The sequence below is a fragment of the Curtobacterium sp. PvP017 genome (genome assembly GCF_054060195.1).
This window is the reverse complement of sequence record NZ_JBSSCY010000003.1, coordinates 103223-119935: the sequence shown is the minus strand read 5'-3', so window position 1 is coordinate 119935 and position 16713 is coordinate 103223. Positions and strand designations below refer to the sequence as shown.

Annotated in this window: 17 protein-coding genes and 1 other RNA gene; 5 read left to right on the top strand and 13 right to left on the bottom strand. The window is 72.3% G+C overall.

All coding sequences use genetic code 11. The features are described from left to right. Positions 1-7: 7 nt before the first annotated feature. Complete coding sequence (gene glnA, locus ACVKXF_RS08120; protein WP_123312786.1) at positions 8-1345, bottom strand: type I glutamate--ammonia ligase; 1338 nt, start codon at positions 1343-1345, stop codon at positions 8-10. A gap of 108 nt (positions 1346-1453) precedes the next feature. After that, positions 1454-1633, bottom strand: a complete 180-nt coding sequence (locus tag ACVKXF_RS08115) for an SPOR domain-containing protein (RefSeq protein WP_123312787.1) — start codon at positions 1631-1633, stop codon at positions 1454-1456. 243 nt (positions 1634-1876) lie between these two features. On the opposite strand from ACVKXF_RS08115, the gene map reads away from it, so the two are divergent. From map to rnpB, 3 genes are all read left to right on the top strand, one after another. Further along, on the top strand, positions 1877-2740 hold the full coding sequence (gene map / locus ACVKXF_RS08110; protein ID WP_340196844.1) for a type I methionyl aminopeptidase: 864 nt from the start codon (positions 1877-1879) through the stop codon (positions 2738-2740). A gap of 75 nt (positions 2741-2815) precedes the next feature. Then, positions 2816-3565 (top strand): ROK family protein, encoded by a 750-nt coding sequence (ppgK, locus tag ACVKXF_RS08105; protein ID WP_456795414.1) that lies wholly within the window; start codon positions 2816-2818, stop codon positions 3563-3565. A gap of 225 nt (positions 3566-3790) precedes the next feature. Next, an RNA gene (rnpB, locus tag ACVKXF_RS08100) (RNase P RNA component class A) lies at positions 3791-4151 on the top strand. 330 nt (positions 4152-4481) lie between these two features. On the opposite strand, the gene ACVKXF_RS08095 is transcribed toward rnpB, so the two are convergent. From ACVKXF_RS08095 to ACVKXF_RS08045, 11 genes are all read right to left on the bottom strand, one after another. Beyond that, positions 4482-5216, bottom strand: a complete 735-nt coding sequence (locus ACVKXF_RS08095) for a zinc ribbon domain-containing protein (protein ID WP_222660981.1) — start codon at positions 5214-5216, stop codon at positions 4482-4484. Between the two features lie 2 nt (positions 5217-5218). Continuing rightward, the gene (locus tag ACVKXF_RS08090; protein ID WP_456795413.1) at positions 5219-6076 is read right to left on the bottom strand and encodes a Nif3-like dinuclear metal center hexameric protein; all 858 of its coding nucleotides are present in this window, start codon (positions 6074-6076) and stop codon (positions 5219-5221) included. A gap of 71 nt (positions 6077-6147) precedes the next feature. After that, the gene (locus ACVKXF_RS08085; RefSeq protein WP_456795412.1) at positions 6148-7182 is read right to left on the bottom strand and encodes a hypothetical protein; all 1035 of its coding nucleotides are present in this window, start codon (positions 7180-7182) and stop codon (positions 6148-6150) included. A gap of 118 nt (positions 7183-7300) precedes the next feature. Further along, positions 7301-7885, bottom strand: coding sequence for an RBBP9/YdeN family alpha/beta hydrolase (locus ACVKXF_RS08080; protein ID WP_456795411.1), 585 nt, complete (start codon positions 7883-7885; stop codon positions 7301-7303). 28 nt (positions 7886-7913) lie between these two features. Beyond that, on the bottom strand, positions 7914-8873 hold the full coding sequence (locus tag ACVKXF_RS08075; protein WP_456795410.1) for an AraC family transcriptional regulator: 960 nt from the start codon (positions 8871-8873) through the stop codon (positions 7914-7916). Between the two features lie 107 nt (positions 8874-8980). Then, entirely contained in the window at positions 8981-9394 is a 414-nt protein-coding gene (locus tag ACVKXF_RS08070; protein ID WP_396291071.1) for an ATP-binding protein, read from the bottom strand. After that, on the bottom strand, positions 9394-9729 hold the full coding sequence (locus ACVKXF_RS08065) for an STAS domain-containing protein (RefSeq protein WP_123312795.1): 336 nt from the start codon (positions 9727-9729) through the stop codon (positions 9394-9396). Before ACVKXF_RS08065 ends, ACVKXF_RS08070 begins: the two co-directional genes overlap by 1 nt. A gap of 60 nt (positions 9730-9789) precedes the next feature. After that, positions 9790-10998 (bottom strand): multidrug effflux MFS transporter, encoded by a 1209-nt coding sequence (locus ACVKXF_RS08060; RefSeq protein WP_456795409.1) that lies wholly within the window; start codon positions 10996-10998, stop codon positions 9790-9792. Between the two features lie 54 nt (positions 10999-11052). Continuing rightward, the gene (locus tag ACVKXF_RS08055; protein ID WP_396291069.1) at positions 11053-13710 is read right to left on the bottom strand and encodes a phosphoenolpyruvate carboxylase; all 2658 of its coding nucleotides are present in this window, start codon (positions 13708-13710) and stop codon (positions 11053-11055) included. 230 nt (positions 13711-13940) lie between these two features. Further along, positions 13941-14234 carry a DUF2470 domain-containing protein gene (locus tag ACVKXF_RS08050; RefSeq protein ID WP_456795408.1) on the bottom strand — a complete coding sequence of 98 codons (294 nt, stop codon included), beginning with the start codon at positions 14232-14234 and terminating at the stop codon, positions 13941-13943. After that, complete coding sequence (locus tag ACVKXF_RS08045) at positions 14231-14914, bottom strand: biliverdin-producing heme oxygenase (RefSeq protein WP_456795407.1); 684 nt, start codon at positions 14912-14914, stop codon at positions 14231-14233. The genes ACVKXF_RS08050 and ACVKXF_RS08045 overlap by 4 nt, the downstream gene beginning before the upstream one ends. A 58-nt stretch (positions 14915-14972) precedes the next feature. Between ACVKXF_RS08045 and ACVKXF_RS08040 the strand changes: the two genes are divergently transcribed. Together ACVKXF_RS08040 and ACVKXF_RS08035 are read left to right on the top strand one after the other, a co-directional pair. Then, entirely contained in the window at positions 14973-15818 is an 846-nt protein-coding gene (locus ACVKXF_RS08040; RefSeq protein WP_456795406.1) for a siderophore-interacting protein, read from the top strand. 294 nt (positions 15819-16112) lie between these two features. Further along, entirely contained in the window at positions 16113-16679 is a 567-nt protein-coding gene (locus ACVKXF_RS08035; RefSeq protein WP_456795405.1) for a GIY-YIG nuclease family protein, read from the top strand. Positions 16680-16713 lie beyond the last annotated feature (34 nt).

Here is a 16713-nt window from a genome sequence, read left to right as displayed (position 1 = left end):
CGCTCGCTCAGAGGGCGCCGAGGTTGGTGTCGAGCTCGAACGGCGTGACCTGGTCGCGGTACCGCTTCCACTCCTGCCGCTTGTTGAGGAGCACGAAGTTGAACACGTGCTCGCCGAGCGTCTCCGCGACCAGCTCGGAGTCCTCCATCAGGCTGAGGGCGTGGTCGAGGCTCGACGGCAGCTGGCTGTACCCGAGGGCACGGCGCTCGGCGTCGGTCAGGCTCCAGACGTCGTGCTCGGCCTCGGCCGGCAGTTCGTACTCTTCCTCGATGCCCTTGAGGCCGGCCGCGAGCAGCAGCGAGTACGCCAGGTACGGGTTCGCCGCCGAGTCGATGCCGCGGTACTCGATGCGCGAGGACTGACCCTTGTTCGGCTTGTACAGCGGCACGCGCACGAGCGCGGAGCGGTTGTTGTGGCCCCACGTCACGAAGGACGGGGCCTCGTCGCCACCCCAGAGGCGCTTGTACGAGTTGACGAACTGGTTCGTGACCGCGGTGATCTCCGGTGCGTGCTTGAGCACACCGGCGATGAAGTGCTTGGCGGTCCGGGACAGCTGGTACTCGCCGCCGGCCTCGTAGAACGCGTTCTGGTCGCCCTCGAACAGCGAGACGTGCGTGTGCATGCCCGAACCCGGCTGCCCGGAGATCGGCTTCGGCATGAACGTCGCGTAGACGCCCTGCTCGATGGCGACCTCCTTCACCACCGTGCGGAAGGTCATGATGTTGTCCGCCATCGTCAGCGCGTCGGCGTACCGGAGGTCGATCTCGTTCTGGCCCGGACCGGCCTCGTGGTGGCTGAACTCCACCGAGATGCCCAGGTCCTCGAGCATCCGGACGGAGCGGCGTCGGAAGTCGTGCGCGCTCCCGCCGGGGACGTTGTCGAAGTAGCCGGCCTGGTCGACGGGCTGCGGGCCGCCGTCCTTCCACTCGCGGCTCTTGAGCAGGTAGAACTCGATCTCGGGGTGCGTGTAGAACGTGAAGCCGCGCTCGCTCGCCCGGGCCAGCGTGCGCTTCAGCACGTTGCGCGGGTCGGCGACGGCGGGCTGCCCGTCCGGCGTCGTGATGTCGCAGAACATCCGCGCGGTCGGGTCGATCTCACCGCGCCACGGCAGGATCTGGAACGTCGAGGGGTCCGGGTGCGCGAGCACGTCGGCCTCGTACGAACGGGACAGGCCCTCGATCGCGGAGCCGTCGAACCCGATGCCCTCGGCGAACGCGCCCTCGACCTCCGCCGGGGCGATCGCCACCGACTTGAGGGTCCCGATGACGTCCGTGAACCAGAGTCGGATGAACTTGATGCCGCGCTCCTCGATGGTGCGGAGCACGAAGTCCGTCTGCTTGTCCATGCACGACCTTTCCGTGTATCGGGTGGCCGCGGGCGGGCCTCGTCCCAGGCTAGTGGTCCGGCGGTGTGCGCGGGGCCGTGCGACGCGCCGCCGCCGCACGTGTCCGGCTCACTGGTCCTCGGCGTCCCACTTCTCGTTGTTCGCGGCGATCCGGTCGAGGGCGTGCTGTGCTTCCTCGCGCGTGTCGAACGGGCCGATGCGGTCGCGCTGCGGGGACTGCGGCCCCTGCTCGACCTGACCGGTCTTGTCGTTGAACCACCACTGGGACTCGATGCGCTCGTCGCTCATGTCGCCCACCGTACCCAGGTGACGGCCTGGAGGCCCGGGGGGGGGGCGGGGGGGCCGCCCCCGGCCGCCCCGCCGGCCCCCCCCCCCCCGCGGGGCCCCCCCGGGGGGGGGGGGGCCGGCGGGGCGGCCGGGGGCGGGCCCGCCCCCCCCCCCCCGGGCCTCCAGGCAGTCACGCCCACCCCGTCGGGCCGCACCGTGGGGCGGTTGCGCTCGGCGCGTCGCGCCGCGGCTAGAGTGGTCGGCATGCCCCGGGACGAACACGGACACCTGACCGCTGGCCGCATCTCCCCGCACCGGGCAGTCCCGAAGGACATCGAGCGTCCGGAGTACGTCGGCAAGGTCGAACCGCACGAGCACGGCCTGGGTGACACGTACTCGCCGGACGAGGTCGAGCGCATCCGCACCGCCGGCCGCATCGCCTCGCAGGCCATCGACGCCGTCGGCGCCGCGATCCGTCCGGGCGTGACCACGGACGAACTCGACCGCATCGGCCACGAGTTCGTCGTGGCGCACGGCGCCTACCCCTCGACGCTCGGGTACCGCGGGTACCCGAAGTCGCTGTGCTCGAGCCTCAACGAGGTCATCTGCCACGGCATCCCCGATGACACCGTCCTGCAGGAGGGCGACCTCGTCAACATCGACATCACCGCCTACAAGGACGGGATGCACGGCGACACGAACCGCACGTTCATCGTCGGGCAGGCGTCGCAGGAGGTCGAGGACCTCGTGACCCGCACGCGACTCGCCCTCGAGCGCGGCATCAAGGCCGTCGCCCCCGGCCGCCAGGTCAACGTCATCGGCCGCGCCATCGAGGCCTACGCGAAGCGCTTCGGCTACGGCGTCGTCCGGGACTACACCGGCCACGGCGTCGGTCGTGCCTTCCACTCCGGCCTGATCATCCCGCACTACGACGCGCCGCAGTACGACACGGTGATCGAACCGGGCATGGTGTTCACCATCGAGCCCATGCTCACGCTCGGCGGGATCGAGGCCGACATCTGGTCCGATGACTGGACGGTCTCGACGCGCGACAAGTCGTGGACCGCGCAGTTCGAGCACACCCTCGTCGTCACCGAACGCGGCGCGGAGCTCCTCACCGTCTCCTGACCGGATCCGTCTCCCTGACGGGACCCTCTTCCTGACCGGGCACTCCGGCAGGCAACCGAAAGGCACGACAACCTCATGACCTCCCTCGCAGTCGGCGTCGACATCGGTGGTACGGGCATCAAGGGCGCGATCGTCGACGTCGCGTCCGGTGAACTCACCACGGACCGCATCAAGAAGGCCACCCCCGAAGGCGGGAAGCCCCACGACATCACCGCCGTCGTCGCCTCGATCCTCGAGGACCTCGCCCCCGCGGCCGACGTCCCCGTGGGCGTGTGCTTCCCCGCGATCGTGCGGGACGGCAAGACCATGTCCGCCGCGAACGTCTCGAAGAAGTGGATCGGCTTCGAGGCCGAGGCGTTGTTCGAGAAGGAGCTCGGCCGCGCCATCCACTTCGTGAACGACGCCGACGCCGCCGGGTTCGCCGAGCAGCAGTTCGGTGCGGCGAAGGGCAAGGACGGCCTGGTCATCGTGACCACCCTCGGCACCGGGATCGGCAGCGCGCTCATCAACGACGGCGTGCTCATCGTCAACTCGGAGCTCGGGCACCTGGAGATCGACGGGCACGACGCCGAGTCGCGGGCTTCGTTCGCCGCCAAGGAGCGCGACGACCTGTCCTGGAAGCACTGGGCGAAGCGCCTGCAGACGTACTACTCGACGCTCGAGGCGCTGCTCTCCCCCGAGTTGTTCGTCGTCGGTGGTGGTGTGTCGAAGCAGTACGAGGAGTTCCTGCCGCTGCTCGACCTGCAGGCGGAGATCATCCCCGCGACCCTGCGCAACAACGCCGGCATCATCGGCGCTGCGACCCTGGCCGCGCGCAGCGCCTGACCCGGCGATCCGCTCAGACCGCACACCGGCCCGCAGCGTGCGGTGTGGGAGTTGTCCGGCGCGGTTCGACGCGCCCGGCCGGTCGCACCGAGGTTCCACGACTCGCCGTCTGCGGTGCGCCGAGGTTCCACGGAGGCCCCTCGTGCGCGCCGACATGCCGAGATTACGGAACCTCGGGGCCGGGGCTCGGGCGCGGGCGCGGGGCCGGTAGACTCGGACTGCGAATGGGTCGGTGAGACGGTCGCGTCACTCCCCCGGGAGTGCCGAGGAACGTCCGGGCTCCACAGAGCAGGGCGGTGGGTAACACCCACCCGGAGCAATCCGCGAGACAGTGCCACAGAAAGCAGACCGCCGGCGGCAACGTCGGTAAGGGTGAAACGGTGGTGTAAGAGACCACCAGGGGTCCGGGTGACCGGATCTGCTCGGTAAACCTCGCCCGGAGCAAGGTCAGACAGAGGACGCTGAGGCTGCTCGCCGAGTCCTCGGGTAGACCGCTGGAGGCCGACGGCAACGTCGGTCCGAGAGAGATGGCCGTCACCGCCGTGCAAGCGGCGGGACAGAACCCGGCGTACGGCCGGCCCATTCGCCCCACTTCCACGAGCCCCGTGCTCGACGCACGATGCGGCGCTCGCGATCCCGTGCGAGGTTGCACGCTCGGTGCAGCGCCACAACGCCGCACCGAGCGTGCAAGCTCGCACCAGGCGAGAGACCCTGCACCGTGCGCCGCCACACCCCGCACCCCCGCCGACAGACCCGCACGGTGCGACGTTCGCGACCCGGTGCGAGGTTGACCGCTCCGTGCGCCGCAACAGCCTCGCACCGAGCGTGCAAGCTCGCACCAGGCAACCGGCTACGCACAGACGGGAGGCGCGGTGCCAGCCCGGCACCGCGCCTCCCGTCGACAGCGTGCGAGCGCCTACAGCCCCGACTCGGCCGTGCGCACCAGGATCGCGTCACTGTCCGGGCAGAGCACCACGTCGTCCGGAGCGGCCCGACGGATGTCCTGCAGGTCCGAGTTGTTCAGCGCGACGCCCGACGCCGTCGACACCCCGCCCTGCAGCAACGACGCACCGAATCCGTAGCGGGCGCGCTGCCGGTCGTAGAGCGCGAGCAGCTCGGCCGGCACCTTCGCGGCGACGTCGGCGCGGGCCTGCTCGGCGGATGCGCGGTCGGAGGACAGCCGTGCGATCTCGGCATCGCGCTCGGCAACCAGGCCGGAGCGCGCTGCCTCGACGTCGGCGAGCTGGGCCTCGACGTCGCCGACCCGGGCGCGGAGCCCGTCGAGGTTCTCCATGACCTCGAGCTCGGCGGTCTCGAGGCCACCGATGCGGCGCTGGAGCGACTCGAGCTCGTTCTGGAGCCCGGCCGCGTCCTTCGAGTTCGACACGTTCTGCAGCATCGTGGTGTCGCGTTCGACGCGGGCCTGCGCAGTTGCGGTGTCGGACTCGAGACGGGCGAGTTCGCGTTCGGCGTCCTCGACCAGGCCGGTCGCGGCGACGAGTTCGCTGCGCAGCCCGGCCGCCTTGGTGCCGAGTTCGGTGAGCTGGTCGCCCTTCTGCAGCGACGTGATCCGGTGCGCGATGCGGGTGACGTCGTTGTCGAGTCGTTGGACGTCGAGGAGGATGACCTGGTCCTCGGGTGCTGCCTTCATGGTCAGACTCCTTCAGTGGGGGTGGTGGGTTCGGCCGCCGGCAGGACCGCGAAGTCCCACGGGTCGGTGCGGAGGTCGCTCACGGTGACCCGGACGCCGGCGGCGTCGCGCAGTTGCGCGGCCGCGACGTCGAGCCAGAGCCACTCGGTGGCCCAGTGCGAGGTGTCGATGAGGGCGGGGCCGCCGCCGAGCAGGGCCTGTTCACGGAACTCGGACGCCGGGTGGTGGCGGAGGTCGCTCGTGATGTACACGTCGGCCGCGAGGACGGCGGGGTGCCCGAGCAGCGAGTCCCCCGCGCCGGCGCAGAGTGCCACGGTGCGGACGGGCTGGTCGAAGTCGCCGGAGACCCGCACGCCGGTCGCGGTGGGCGGCAGCAGGTCGACGAGCTTCCGCGCCAGGGCGCCGAGCGTGGTGCCCTCGGCGAGGACGCCCACACGGCCGATGCCCGTCGCGGGGTCGGAGCCGGGGCCGGACCCGGGATCGAGGGGCCGCTGGTCGGTCAGCCCGATGCGATCGGCGAGCACCGCCGAGGTGCCGGTGGTGACGACGTCCGCGTTGGTGTGGGCGGCGACCAGGGCGCTGCCACCGCGCACGAGGGTCGCGAGGACGCTGCCCTTGTACGTCGACTCAGCGATCGTCGTGACGCCGCGCAGCAGCAGCGGGTGGTGCGTGAGGAGGAGTCCGGCGCCGAGCTCGACCGTTTCGCGTGCGGTCGCGGGGACGGCGTCGACGGCCAGGTGCACGTGCTCGACGGTGGCGTCGGGGTCTCCGGCGACCAGTCCTACGGCGTCCCACGACTCGGCTCCTGCGGCGGGCCACAGGTCTTCGATCACGGCCTGGAGTTCGCGGAGCGTCGGCATCCGGTCAGTCTACCGAGGCGACCGCGTCGGAACCGGCAGCCGGTCCGCGCGGGGTGATCCGGGCCTCCCGGTCAGCGGCGACCGAGCGCACGCAGCAGGCCGGCGACGAGCCGCGACCACCAGCCGGGCCGGGACGGCTCGTCGGTGTCGATGTCGACGTGCGTGGGAGCCGCCGTCTCGACGGGCACGGCGACCGCGTCCGGCAGGACGACGGGCGTGCTCGCGGTCGTGCCCTGGTGGGCGGTGAGGGCCGCCGCGAACGCGGCACGGTCGATGACCGTGGGTCCGGTGGCGGGCTGGACGAGCGGGGTCGGTCGCGTGTTCGCGGACACCGGCGACACGGCCGGGAGGCCCAGCACCGGTCGCACGGGTTCGTCGCGTTCCGGGGTGACCAACGCCACGGCCGGGGTCGCCGTGACGACGTCGGCTGCGGGCGCGGCGACTGCCGCAGGTGCGGGGCGGACGACCGCCGCCGGAGCGGGGGCGGGCCCGGTCACGACGGCGACCGGGGCGGTCGCGGCACGGCGGGCGGCCGCGCGGTCCTGACGGTCCGACTCGGCGGCGGCGTCCTCGAGCAGGTCGGCGAAGACCGTCCGGGCGAAGGCGCGAGCGGCGGTGAGCTCCGGGTCGTCGGCGCCGGAGACCGTGGCCTCCCAGGCGGCGAGGCGCGCGAGGTCCTCGTCACGACGCCGGACCTCGGTCTCGAGCAGGACGATGCGCTCGATGGTGCTGCGGCCGGTGGACGAGGAGACCTCGATCGCGAGGTCCTCGATGCGCAGGGCCAGGCGCTCCGGGGGTTCGGGGAACGACGGTGCGCAGACGGCGGCGTGCCGAGCGCGGTCACGGCGGAACGCGGGGGCTGCCGGCGACTGCTCGACGACGGGCGTCGCGGTGCCGTGTGCAGCCGTCTCGCTGCCGGCTTCCGGCAGCTCGACGGCGGTGGCCTCGGCCGCGACGCCGGGGCGCTGCACGGGGCCGGTGACGGGCGGGACCACGAGGTCCGCCACGTACGGCGTGCGCGTCGCCGGGGCGTCACGGAGCCACTCCTCGACCTCGCGACCGAAGGGGTCGACGAGGGGGGTGCGTGCACCGGACTGGGTTTCCATGTCCGAAGGATAAATATCGCGCGCGTCGGAACTGCGGACATCCGCGGTGTGTCGCAGCAATCCCTGCCATATCGCCCGGAACGTGAACGGCGTGTCGTCCGTCACACCGGCGCGCGCCTCAGAGGGTCTGCTCGAAGGCGTCGAGGAGCTCCCGACCGGCCGACCACCCGCCGACGCCGCTGGCGACGTTGACGTGGCCGAGGGTGCCGACACGGAGGACCGTGGCGCCCATCGTGTCCGCGAAGGCGACCGCACGGTCGACGGTGCAGTACGGGTCGTCGTCGCTCACGACCATGCGGATCGGAACGCGGCCCGCCGCGGTGCCGAGCGGGACGGGGCGGGGCGCCGTGAACCCGGAGGCAGCGGCGGGGAAGCCCGGTGCCGAGGGGTCCGGTGGTGCCACGAGGAAGGCCCCGGCGACGGCGGTCTCGCCCGGGCCAGCGCGGTCCGCTCGGTCGGCGGCGAGCCAGTCGGCGACCGCGAGCACGCCCAGGCTGTGCGCCACGAGCACCGGCGGCTCCGCGCACGACGCGACGGCCTGGGAGATCGCGTCCCGCCAGTCCCCCGGGTCCGGCTCCCCCCAGGACGCCGGCGCGATGCGGACCGCGTCGTCGCCGCGCTCGCGTTGCCAGACGGACTGCCAGTGCTCCGCGTCGGAGTTCCAGATCCCGGGGACCATCACCCACGGTCGAGGTCTGCTCACCCGGGAAGCGTAGCGAACCCGGCCGGCGCTAGCGCTGCAGTGTGTCGCGCGGGTACTCGGAGAACCGCGCTGCGTACGCCGCCGAGAACCGGCCGAGGTGCGCGAAGCCCCACCGCATGGCCACGCTGGCCACGGTGAGGTCGCCCACCGACGCGCGGCGGAGTTCTTCGCGCACGCGGTCGAGGCGGATCCCGCGCAGCATCGCGTTCGGAGCGGTACCGACCTGGCGTTGGAACGCCTGCTGCAGACCGCGGACGCTCAACCCCACGTGCTCGGCGACGTCGGTGGTCGAGATCGGCGTGTGCGCGAAGGCGTGCATGTACTCGACCGCCTCGCGCACCCGGCCCGTGGCACCCTGCGGCAGGGGTATGTCAGGAGCCAACAGCTTGTGCGGGAACGTGCGGAGCAGTGACCGGGCGGTGTCCTGGGCGACCTCGGCCAGGGCGAGCGGACTGACCGACGCCCGACCGAGCACGATCGCCGCGGCACGCTGGACCTGCGCGTTCCAGCCCCGCAGTTCCGCCGTCCGGGGTGCCGCCGTGTGGTCGAAGACGAGCGGGCCCGGCTGGGCACCGTGGACCTCGGCGGCGACGCGCTCCAGAGCGGTCCGGTCGAACTGCACCAGGCTCTGCCGGACGTCCTGCAGGTCGAAGGCGAACGGCCGCCCGGTCGGGAACATCATCGGGGTGGCGGGCGTGAACGCGACCTCCTGCCGGCCGACGTCGACGCGTCCGCCCCCGTCGGTGGTCCACATGACTACGTACTCGTCGCGGACGTCCAGCTCGCCCTGCATCCGGGCGTCGAACCGGGTCGAGCGGAAGGACATCACGTCGTCACCCACGACGCGGAAACGGTACGCGAACGGCCGCTCCGTGCGGGTCGCGGTGAAGCCCACACTGGCGTAGGCGTCCTCGTACATGTGCACGGCAGCGTCGAGATCGACCCCCGACGTCTCGAAGCTGATCCTGGGATCCGGTTCGGCTGTCATCGCGCGAATCGTGACACGGCGGCCAGGTCGCCCGGGAATCCGCCGGGACACCTTGCGGATTGTGGCCCGTGGAGTGCGCGAGACGGACGAACGGCGGTGGGGCGGGGTCAGTGCCGGGAGCGCAGGACCGTCCAGCGGTTCTCGTCGGCGATCCGCTCGTACCGCAGGTCGTCGACGACCATCCGGACCAGGGCGAGTCCGCGGCCGCTCTCGGCGAGTCCCTCCGGCAGCTGGGCCGCCTCGGTGTCCACGGTCGCGGCGACGCCGTCGTCGGACAGCAGTGCGGAGAACCGGTCCGCTCCGATCTCCAGGCGCAGGCGGCAGGTCACGCCGTCCGGGCGCGTCCCGTGCTCGATCACGTTCGACGTCAGTTCGACGATCGCGAGTTCGAGGGCCATCCGGTCCTCGACGGACACCGACGGCTCGTCCTGCCACACACCGGCCAGGAACTCGTGCACGGCGGACACGTCGTCCGGCGGGCAGGACAGGGCGAGCGTGTGCTCGGCGGCGGAGGCGGTCATCACCAGTCGGTGACCGCAGCGTCCCCGTCGGGGTACGTGCGGAGGATCTTGTCGATGTTGGAGAGCTGCAGGACCATCTGCACCTGCTCGGACGGCGCGGCGATGCGGAGGTCGCCACCCGCCTGCCGCGCGGTCTTCAGGCTGCCGACCAGTGCGCCGAGTCCGGACGAGTCCATGAACTCGACACCCGAGAGCTCGACCACGACGCGGGCACGTCCGTTGCCGACGACCTGCGCGACCGTCTCGCGGAACGCCGGGGCGGACACCATGTTGAGGCGTCCACTGCACTCCAGTACCGCGGTGTCGGGCTGCGCTTCGTGTACGACGATGTCCATGCCGGGTGGCCTCCTCAGGTCGGTGCGCCTTGCAACCAGCAACCTACCGGCTCCGTCGTGTCAGGTCCCGGTGCGGTCCCGCCGCGTCGCGGTGATCTGCACCACGACGGCCGCCGCCATGAGCGCCGCCATGACGCCGCCCATCGCCAGCGCGGTCCCGCCGAGGGCGCCGGCGAGCGGTGTGCCGAGGCCGCCGATCCCGAAGGTGAGACCACCCTGCAGGGCCGCTGCGGTGCCCGGGTGCGCCGCGCCGACGTGCTGTGTGCGGGTCATCGCCGCGGGCAGCACGAAGCCCCACGCGCCCGTGACGACCGCGAGCGCGCACCAGACCGGCACCGGGCCGAGGTCGAGCAGCGCGGCGACGAGGACGGCGGCCGCGCCCGTGGTGCCGACGAGCAGTCCGGCGGTGAGCAGGGAGTCCTCGGAGAACCGCCCGACGACGCGACCGAACACCAGCGTCGTGACGATCATCATCGAGGCGTTCGTGGCGAAGACCAGCGTGTACATGCCCTCGGAGAACCCGAACTGGGTCTGGAACACGAACGAGCTCGTCGCGATGTAGGCGAAGAAGCCCACTGTCGAGAGCACCCCGCTCAGCACGTAGGCACGGAACCGCGGGATCGCGAGCAACTCGCGGATGCGTCGCCCGTTCGCCGCGAAGCCCACACCGCCGCGTCGCTCCGGTGGCAGGGTCTCGCGGAACCAGAGCAGCACCATCGCGAAGAACAGCGCGCCGAGCACCGCGAGCACGACGAACATGACCCGCCACGTGCCGACCGTCAGCACGGCTCCCCCGGCGAGCGGCGCCACGACGGGGCCGATCGCGTTGATCGCCGCGAGCGTGCCGAAGACCTTCGCCATCCGGGTCCCGCTCGCCACGTCCGACACCATCGCCCGGCCGGCGACCGCACCGGCGGCGCCGCCGAGCCCCTGCGCGATGCGGGCGACGACGATCGTGCCGACGTCCGGCGCGAGGGCGCACCCCACCGAGGCGAGCGCGAACACCGCCGTGCCGACGACGAGCATCGGCCGCCGGCCGACCCCGTCGCTGACCGGCCCGACGAGCAGCTGCCCGACGGCGAAGGCGACCAGGAACGCCGTGAGCGACAGCTGGACGACACCGGGTGTCGTCCCGAGGTCGCGCGCGATCTGCGGCAACGCCGGGATGTACATGTCCGTGGCGAACGGTGACACCCCGACGATCAGGGCCAGTGGCACGACCGGCGGCAGGGTGGTCGTCGTCGGCTTCCGCATGCGCTCCGTCGTCACGGTCGACACGCTACGCGCAGCCGAATCGATTCGACGCACCCCGCCGGCCGCGGATCAGCCGGTGTTCTGCAGGCCGGCGGCGATCCCGTTCACGGTGAGCAGCAGCAGGCGGTGGTCGGCGTCGGTCGGGTCGGTGCTGCCCGTCGTCCGGATGGACCGGAGCGCGCGGAGCTGCAGGTGCGACAGGGCGTCGACGTACGGGCTGCGCAGGCGGACGGCCCGGGCCAGGACCGGACGGTCCTCGAGCACGTCGCTGCCACCCGAGATCCGGAGCACCCAGTCGCGGGTGCGTGCCATCTCGTCGAGCACCTTCGCGGCGAGGTCGTCGCGGTCGGCGAGCTCGAGGTACCGACGGGCGATGTGCTCGTCGGTCTTGGCGAGCGACATCTCGACGTTCTTGATCATCGCGCCGAACAGCGGCCACTCGGCGGACGCGGCGCGCAGGACGTCGACGTCGCCGACGGCCTCGAGCGCGGAGCCGAGCCCGTACCAGCCGGCCAGGTTGATCCGCGCCTGGGTCCAGGAGAACACCCACGGGATCGCGCGGAGGTCCTCGAGCGACTCGACCGACAGCCCGCGGCGGGCCGGGCGAGAGCCGAGCGGGAGCAGACCGATCTCCTCCATCGGGGTGACCCGCGCGAACCACGGGGCGAAGCCGTCCGCCTTGACCAGCTCGTAGAACGCCGCGCGCGACACGTCGTCCAGCTGCTGCGCGAGGTCGGCGAACCGGGTCGCCGCCGTGGCCGTGCGCGCCTCGTTCGACGGCGACGACGCGAACAGGGTGGCCGAGGCCATCTGCTCGAGGTGGCGGGCCGCGATGTCCTGGTCGCCGTACTGGGCGAAGATGACCTCGCCCTGTTCGGTGAGCTTCAGGCGACCGTCGATCGATCCCGGCGGCTGCGCGAGGACGGCTTCGTTGGCCGGTCCGCCGCCGCGGCCGAGCGAACCACCGCGGCCGTGGAACAGGGTCAGTTCGACCTCGTTGTCCCGCGCCCAGTCGGCGATGCGGGCCTGGGCGTCGTAGAGCGCCAGGTTCGCGGAGACGGGGCCGACGTCCTTCGACGAGTCCGAGTAGCCGAGCATGACCTCGAGTCGACGGCCGGTCGCGGCCAGGCGACGCTGGAACGTCTCGGTGCGGACGGCCTCGTCGAGGATGTCGACGCTGGCGTGCAGGTCGGCGAAGGTCTCGAACAGCGGGATCACGTCGAGCACCGGCGCGGCCTCGGGCGACCCGAGTGCGGCGACGGCGAGCTCGTGCACGTTGGCGAGGTCCGCCGCCGACTGCGTGAAGGACACGATGTACCGGCTGGCGGCACGGACGCCGTACCGCTCCTGCAGGCCGGCGATGGTCCGGAAGACGGCGAGGACCTCTTCGGTGGTCTCGCTCAGGGCGCCGCCGGCACGGATCTCGGCGAGGGCCGTGCGGTGCACCTGGGAGTGCTGGCGGACCTCGAGCTCCGCCAGGTGGAACCCGAAGGTCTCGACCTGCCAGATGAGGTTCTGCAGCTCGCCGTTCGCCGGTCGGATCGCGCCGGCGGCGACGAGCGACGCCTGGATCGTCCGGAGGTCGGTGAGCAGCGCGTCGGGCCCGCTGTACCCGAGCGGCGTGGTGCCCTGGCGGGTGGCGTCGATGCGCGCCGCGACGAACAGCAGGGCACGACGGTGGGTCTCGTTCGGGGCACGGACGCCGATGCGCTCCGCGATGGTCGGGTCGAGGGACTCCTGCGCCGCGACGAGCGCGGTGAGCCCGGCGTCGGCCGGGGTGTCGCTCGCGTCGAGCGTCAGGGCGCTGCCGATGCGGGTCGTGGCACGGGTGAGGCCGATCAGGATGTGCTCGGCCGCGATCTCGGCGGCCTGGCGCGTGATGTCGGCGGTCACGTGCGGGTTGCCGTCGCGGTCGCCGCCGATCCAGGTGCCGAACCGCACGAACGCGGGGGCGGTCACCGGTGCGCGACCGGCGTCGTCGCCCTGCAGCCGGTCGTCGAGCAGGCGGTACACCTGCGGGACGATCTCGAACAGGGTCTGGTCGAACACGCTCATCGCGGTGCGGACCTCGTCGAGCGGGGTCGGGCGGGTGGTGCGGAGCGGCGAGGTGCGGAGGAGGGTCGTGATCTCCTCGAGCAGCCGTCGCTCGTTCTCGGCACGTGCCGTGGCGTTCTTCGCGCGGTCGCGCTCGTCGATGAGGTCCGTGATGCGCCGCACGCCCGTGGTCACCGCACGACGGCGGGCCTCGGTCGGGTGCGCGGTCAGCACCGGGTGGAACCGCAGCGTCCGGAGTCGCTCGGCCGCCTCGGCCTCGCCGACCTCGGCCACGAGTTCCGCGTAGGTCGCCGGGAACGAGTCGCCGGCCAGCCCGCCGTCGTCGCCACGCTGTCGGAGCACCCGCACGCGGTGGTGCTCCTCCGCCAGGTTCGTGAGGTGGAAGTACGTCGTGAAGGCCTGTGCGACCGCTTCGGCGCGCTCGGCCGACATCGCGGACACGAGGGTCTGCGCGCGGGCGGCGCCCTCGGCGTGGTCGCCCTCGTAGGCGTCGATCACGGCTGCGCGTAGCGACTCCACGTCACGCAGCAGCTCGTCGCCGCCGTTCTCGCGCAGCACCCGGCCGAGCAGGTTGCCGAGGTAGCGCACGTCGGCGCGCAGGTCACTGTCGACCGCGCCGCTGACGTCGTCCCGAGCGCGCTCATGGCGCGCCGATCCGTCGATCGCCGTCATGGGGTCCTTTCGGGGTCGTCCGGGAACACCGTCCCGGCTCCGAGCAGCGTATCGGCCAACGGCCGCCCGTGACGTCGACCGTCCGGACGGACCAGCCGGCCGTTCGTGCCGCGCGCGGGCACGCACGGAGGACGCCGGGATCGCGACGCGAGGCGGGAGCACCCCTGCAGTTGCGACGCGATCCGCGATCCCGGCGGGTCTGTGGTCGGCGCGGCTCGGCTCCGCTCGGCTCAGCTCGGTTCGGCGAGCTGGGCCTGCGCGGCGGAGTGGACCTCGACGATCTGCACCCGAGCCGAACGGCGGTCGGTCAGCGGCGACGTCCACGGCACGATGACCTGTTCCTCGTCGCCGTCGTCGAGGCGGGCGAGCCAGACCCCGGCGACGGCGTCGATCTCGGTCATCGTCGCCGCCACGGCGGTCGCGGCACCGTTCGCGCGGACGATCGCCAGGTTGTCGCGGGCGTGGTCGGCGTTCATGTGCCGGAGGATCGCGCGGCGCGCCTCGTCGTCGAACGGCTCGGTCACGCGGTCACCGCCGCGTCGCCGGCACCGTCCGTCACCGGCCGCCGACGGGCGTCGAGGCCCTCGAGCAGACCGCTGTTGAGCGAGTACGCCAGTTCGACCTCGGCGATGACCCGTTCCTGCTCGTCCGCCGACCACGGTGCCGCGTCGAGCTGCGCACGGTAGGTGTCCTTGAAGGCGCTGGGGTCCGCGACCTGGTCGAAGATGTAGAACAGGACCCCGTTCGTGTCGAAGCCGAACTGGTCGGACAGCATCCGCCCGATCATCTGCCCACCGGACAGGTCACCGAGGTACCGCGTGTAGTGGTGGGCGACGAAGCCGCCGGGCCACTCCGCCGCGACCTCGTTGAGCCGCCGCACGTACGCCGTCGTGGCGGGGAGCGGGCACACCAGCTCGGACCAGTCCGGACCGATCAGGTACTCGAGGTCGGCGCGGATCGCCGGCATCCGCGTGAGCTGCGAGGTCACGAACGGCGCCGCCACGGGGTGTTCCGCCATCCGGTCGGCGGCACGCTCGAGGGCGTCGTAGACGAACGAGTACTGTCCGAGCAACGCCGCGTAGTCGGCGACGTCGCACCTCCCGCCGAGCAGGTCGTGCATGAAGCCGTTCCCGGCCGAGGAGCCGTGCGAGCGCCGGGTGCGCTTGCGCAGCAGCTCGGAGAACGGGATGACGGTCGTGTCCATGAGGTAAGGCTAACCTTAGTTCGACAAACGTCAAGCAGGAGAGAGGACGCTCGTACCGATGAGCTCCAAGCCCAAACGCCCCCAGCACGTCTTCGTGGTCGACCGAACCGAGCGGCTGTCGCCGCACATGGTGCGCGTCCACCTCGGCGGACCGGCCTTCGACGACTTCGTGGGCACGGCCGATCCGGACAAGCTGGCCGCCACCGACAAGTACGTCAAGCTCCTGCTCGCCAAGCCGTCGCTCGGCCTCGAGCCGCCGTACGACCTCGAGGCGCTCCGCGACACCCTGCCGAAGCAGGACCGGCCGGCCCGCCGCACCTACACGGTGCGGGCCGTCGACCACACCGCGAGGACGATCGCGGTCGACTTCGTCGTGCACGGCGACGAAGGGCTCGCCGGGCCCTGGGCCGCAGCGGCGCAGCCCGGCGACAAGCTCGCCCTGTCCGGTCCCGGCGGTGGCTATGCGCCCGTGGGCGACCCGGACGTGACGCACGTCCTGCTCGGCGACGACAGCGCCCTGCCGGCCATCGGCGCCGCGCTGGAGTCCATGGCCGACACGGCCACGGGCGTCGCCCTGGTCGAGGTCGCCGGCCCGGCCGACGAGCAGCAGATCGCGCACCCGGCCGGGGTCGACCTGCGGTGGCTGCACCGCGACGCCACCGGCGCCCAGCCGGGCACGCTCCTGCTGGACGCGGCCCGGGCGCTGCCCCGCGCCTCCCGGCCGGTCCAGGTCTTCGCGCACGGTGAGCGGACCGCGATGAAGGCGATCCGTCGGCTGCTGCAGGACGACTGGGGGCTCGAGAAGCGCGAGATGTCGCTGTCCGCCTACTGGGCGCTCGGGCGCGGCGAGGACCAGTTCCAGGAGGAGAAGCGCGAGCCGGTCGGCGTGATCTTCACCGACTGACGGCCGGCTGCCTGCGCGCGGTCTTTCCCAGAGCGGTTGCGATGGGAAGCGGAAACGGGCCTACCTGGTCGTTCCAACCGACCAGGTACGGCCGGTTCCGGCAGGTGCGCACCGGTTCCCGCAGGTACGCCCGGTTTCTGCAAGTACGCCTGGCTCTTCCCAGAGCGGTTGCGATGGGAAGCGGAAACGGGCGTACCTGGTCGTTCCAACCGACCAGGTACGCCCGTTTCCGGCAGGTGCGCACGGTTCCGGGAGGCACGGGGGACGTCGGTGGGTCCGGCTAGCGTTCCGGACATGGTCACCTCGTCGTGCTGCGTGCCGGGTTGCGCAGGCACCGCTGCGGACGCGCTCGCGGGCGTGCCCCTGTGCGCCACGCACGTCACGCTGGTGACCGAGTTCGCGGCCGAGCACGTCGGCGTCGAGGACGCCCTCCCGGGGCCCTGCGCGGTCTGCGGGTCGCGCATCGGCGTGCGGTTCCCGTCCGGCTTCGTCTGCGCGCGGTGCGAGTGGCGGTGGGGCGACGTGCCCGACGGCGACCTCGCTCCCCCGCGGGTCGACGTCGTGTACTACCTGCGGATGCGCGACGACTTCGGCGACCGGGTGAAGATCGGCACGACGACGAACCCGCGCCAGCGGCTGGCCGCGATCCCGCACCAGGACCTGCTGGCGTTCGAGCGGGGCGACCGGTCGCTCGAACGCCGCCGGCACACGCAGTTCGCCGCCACGCGGTACCCCGGCACCGAGTGGTTCCGGGCGACGCCGGCGCTGCTCGCACATGTCGACGCCGTCGCCGCCGGCGTGGACGACCCGTGGAACCTGCACGCCCGGTGGACGAGCGAGGCACTCGCGCTGCGCGGCTGACCGGAGCGGGCCGTGGCACGATCGCGCCGTCGGC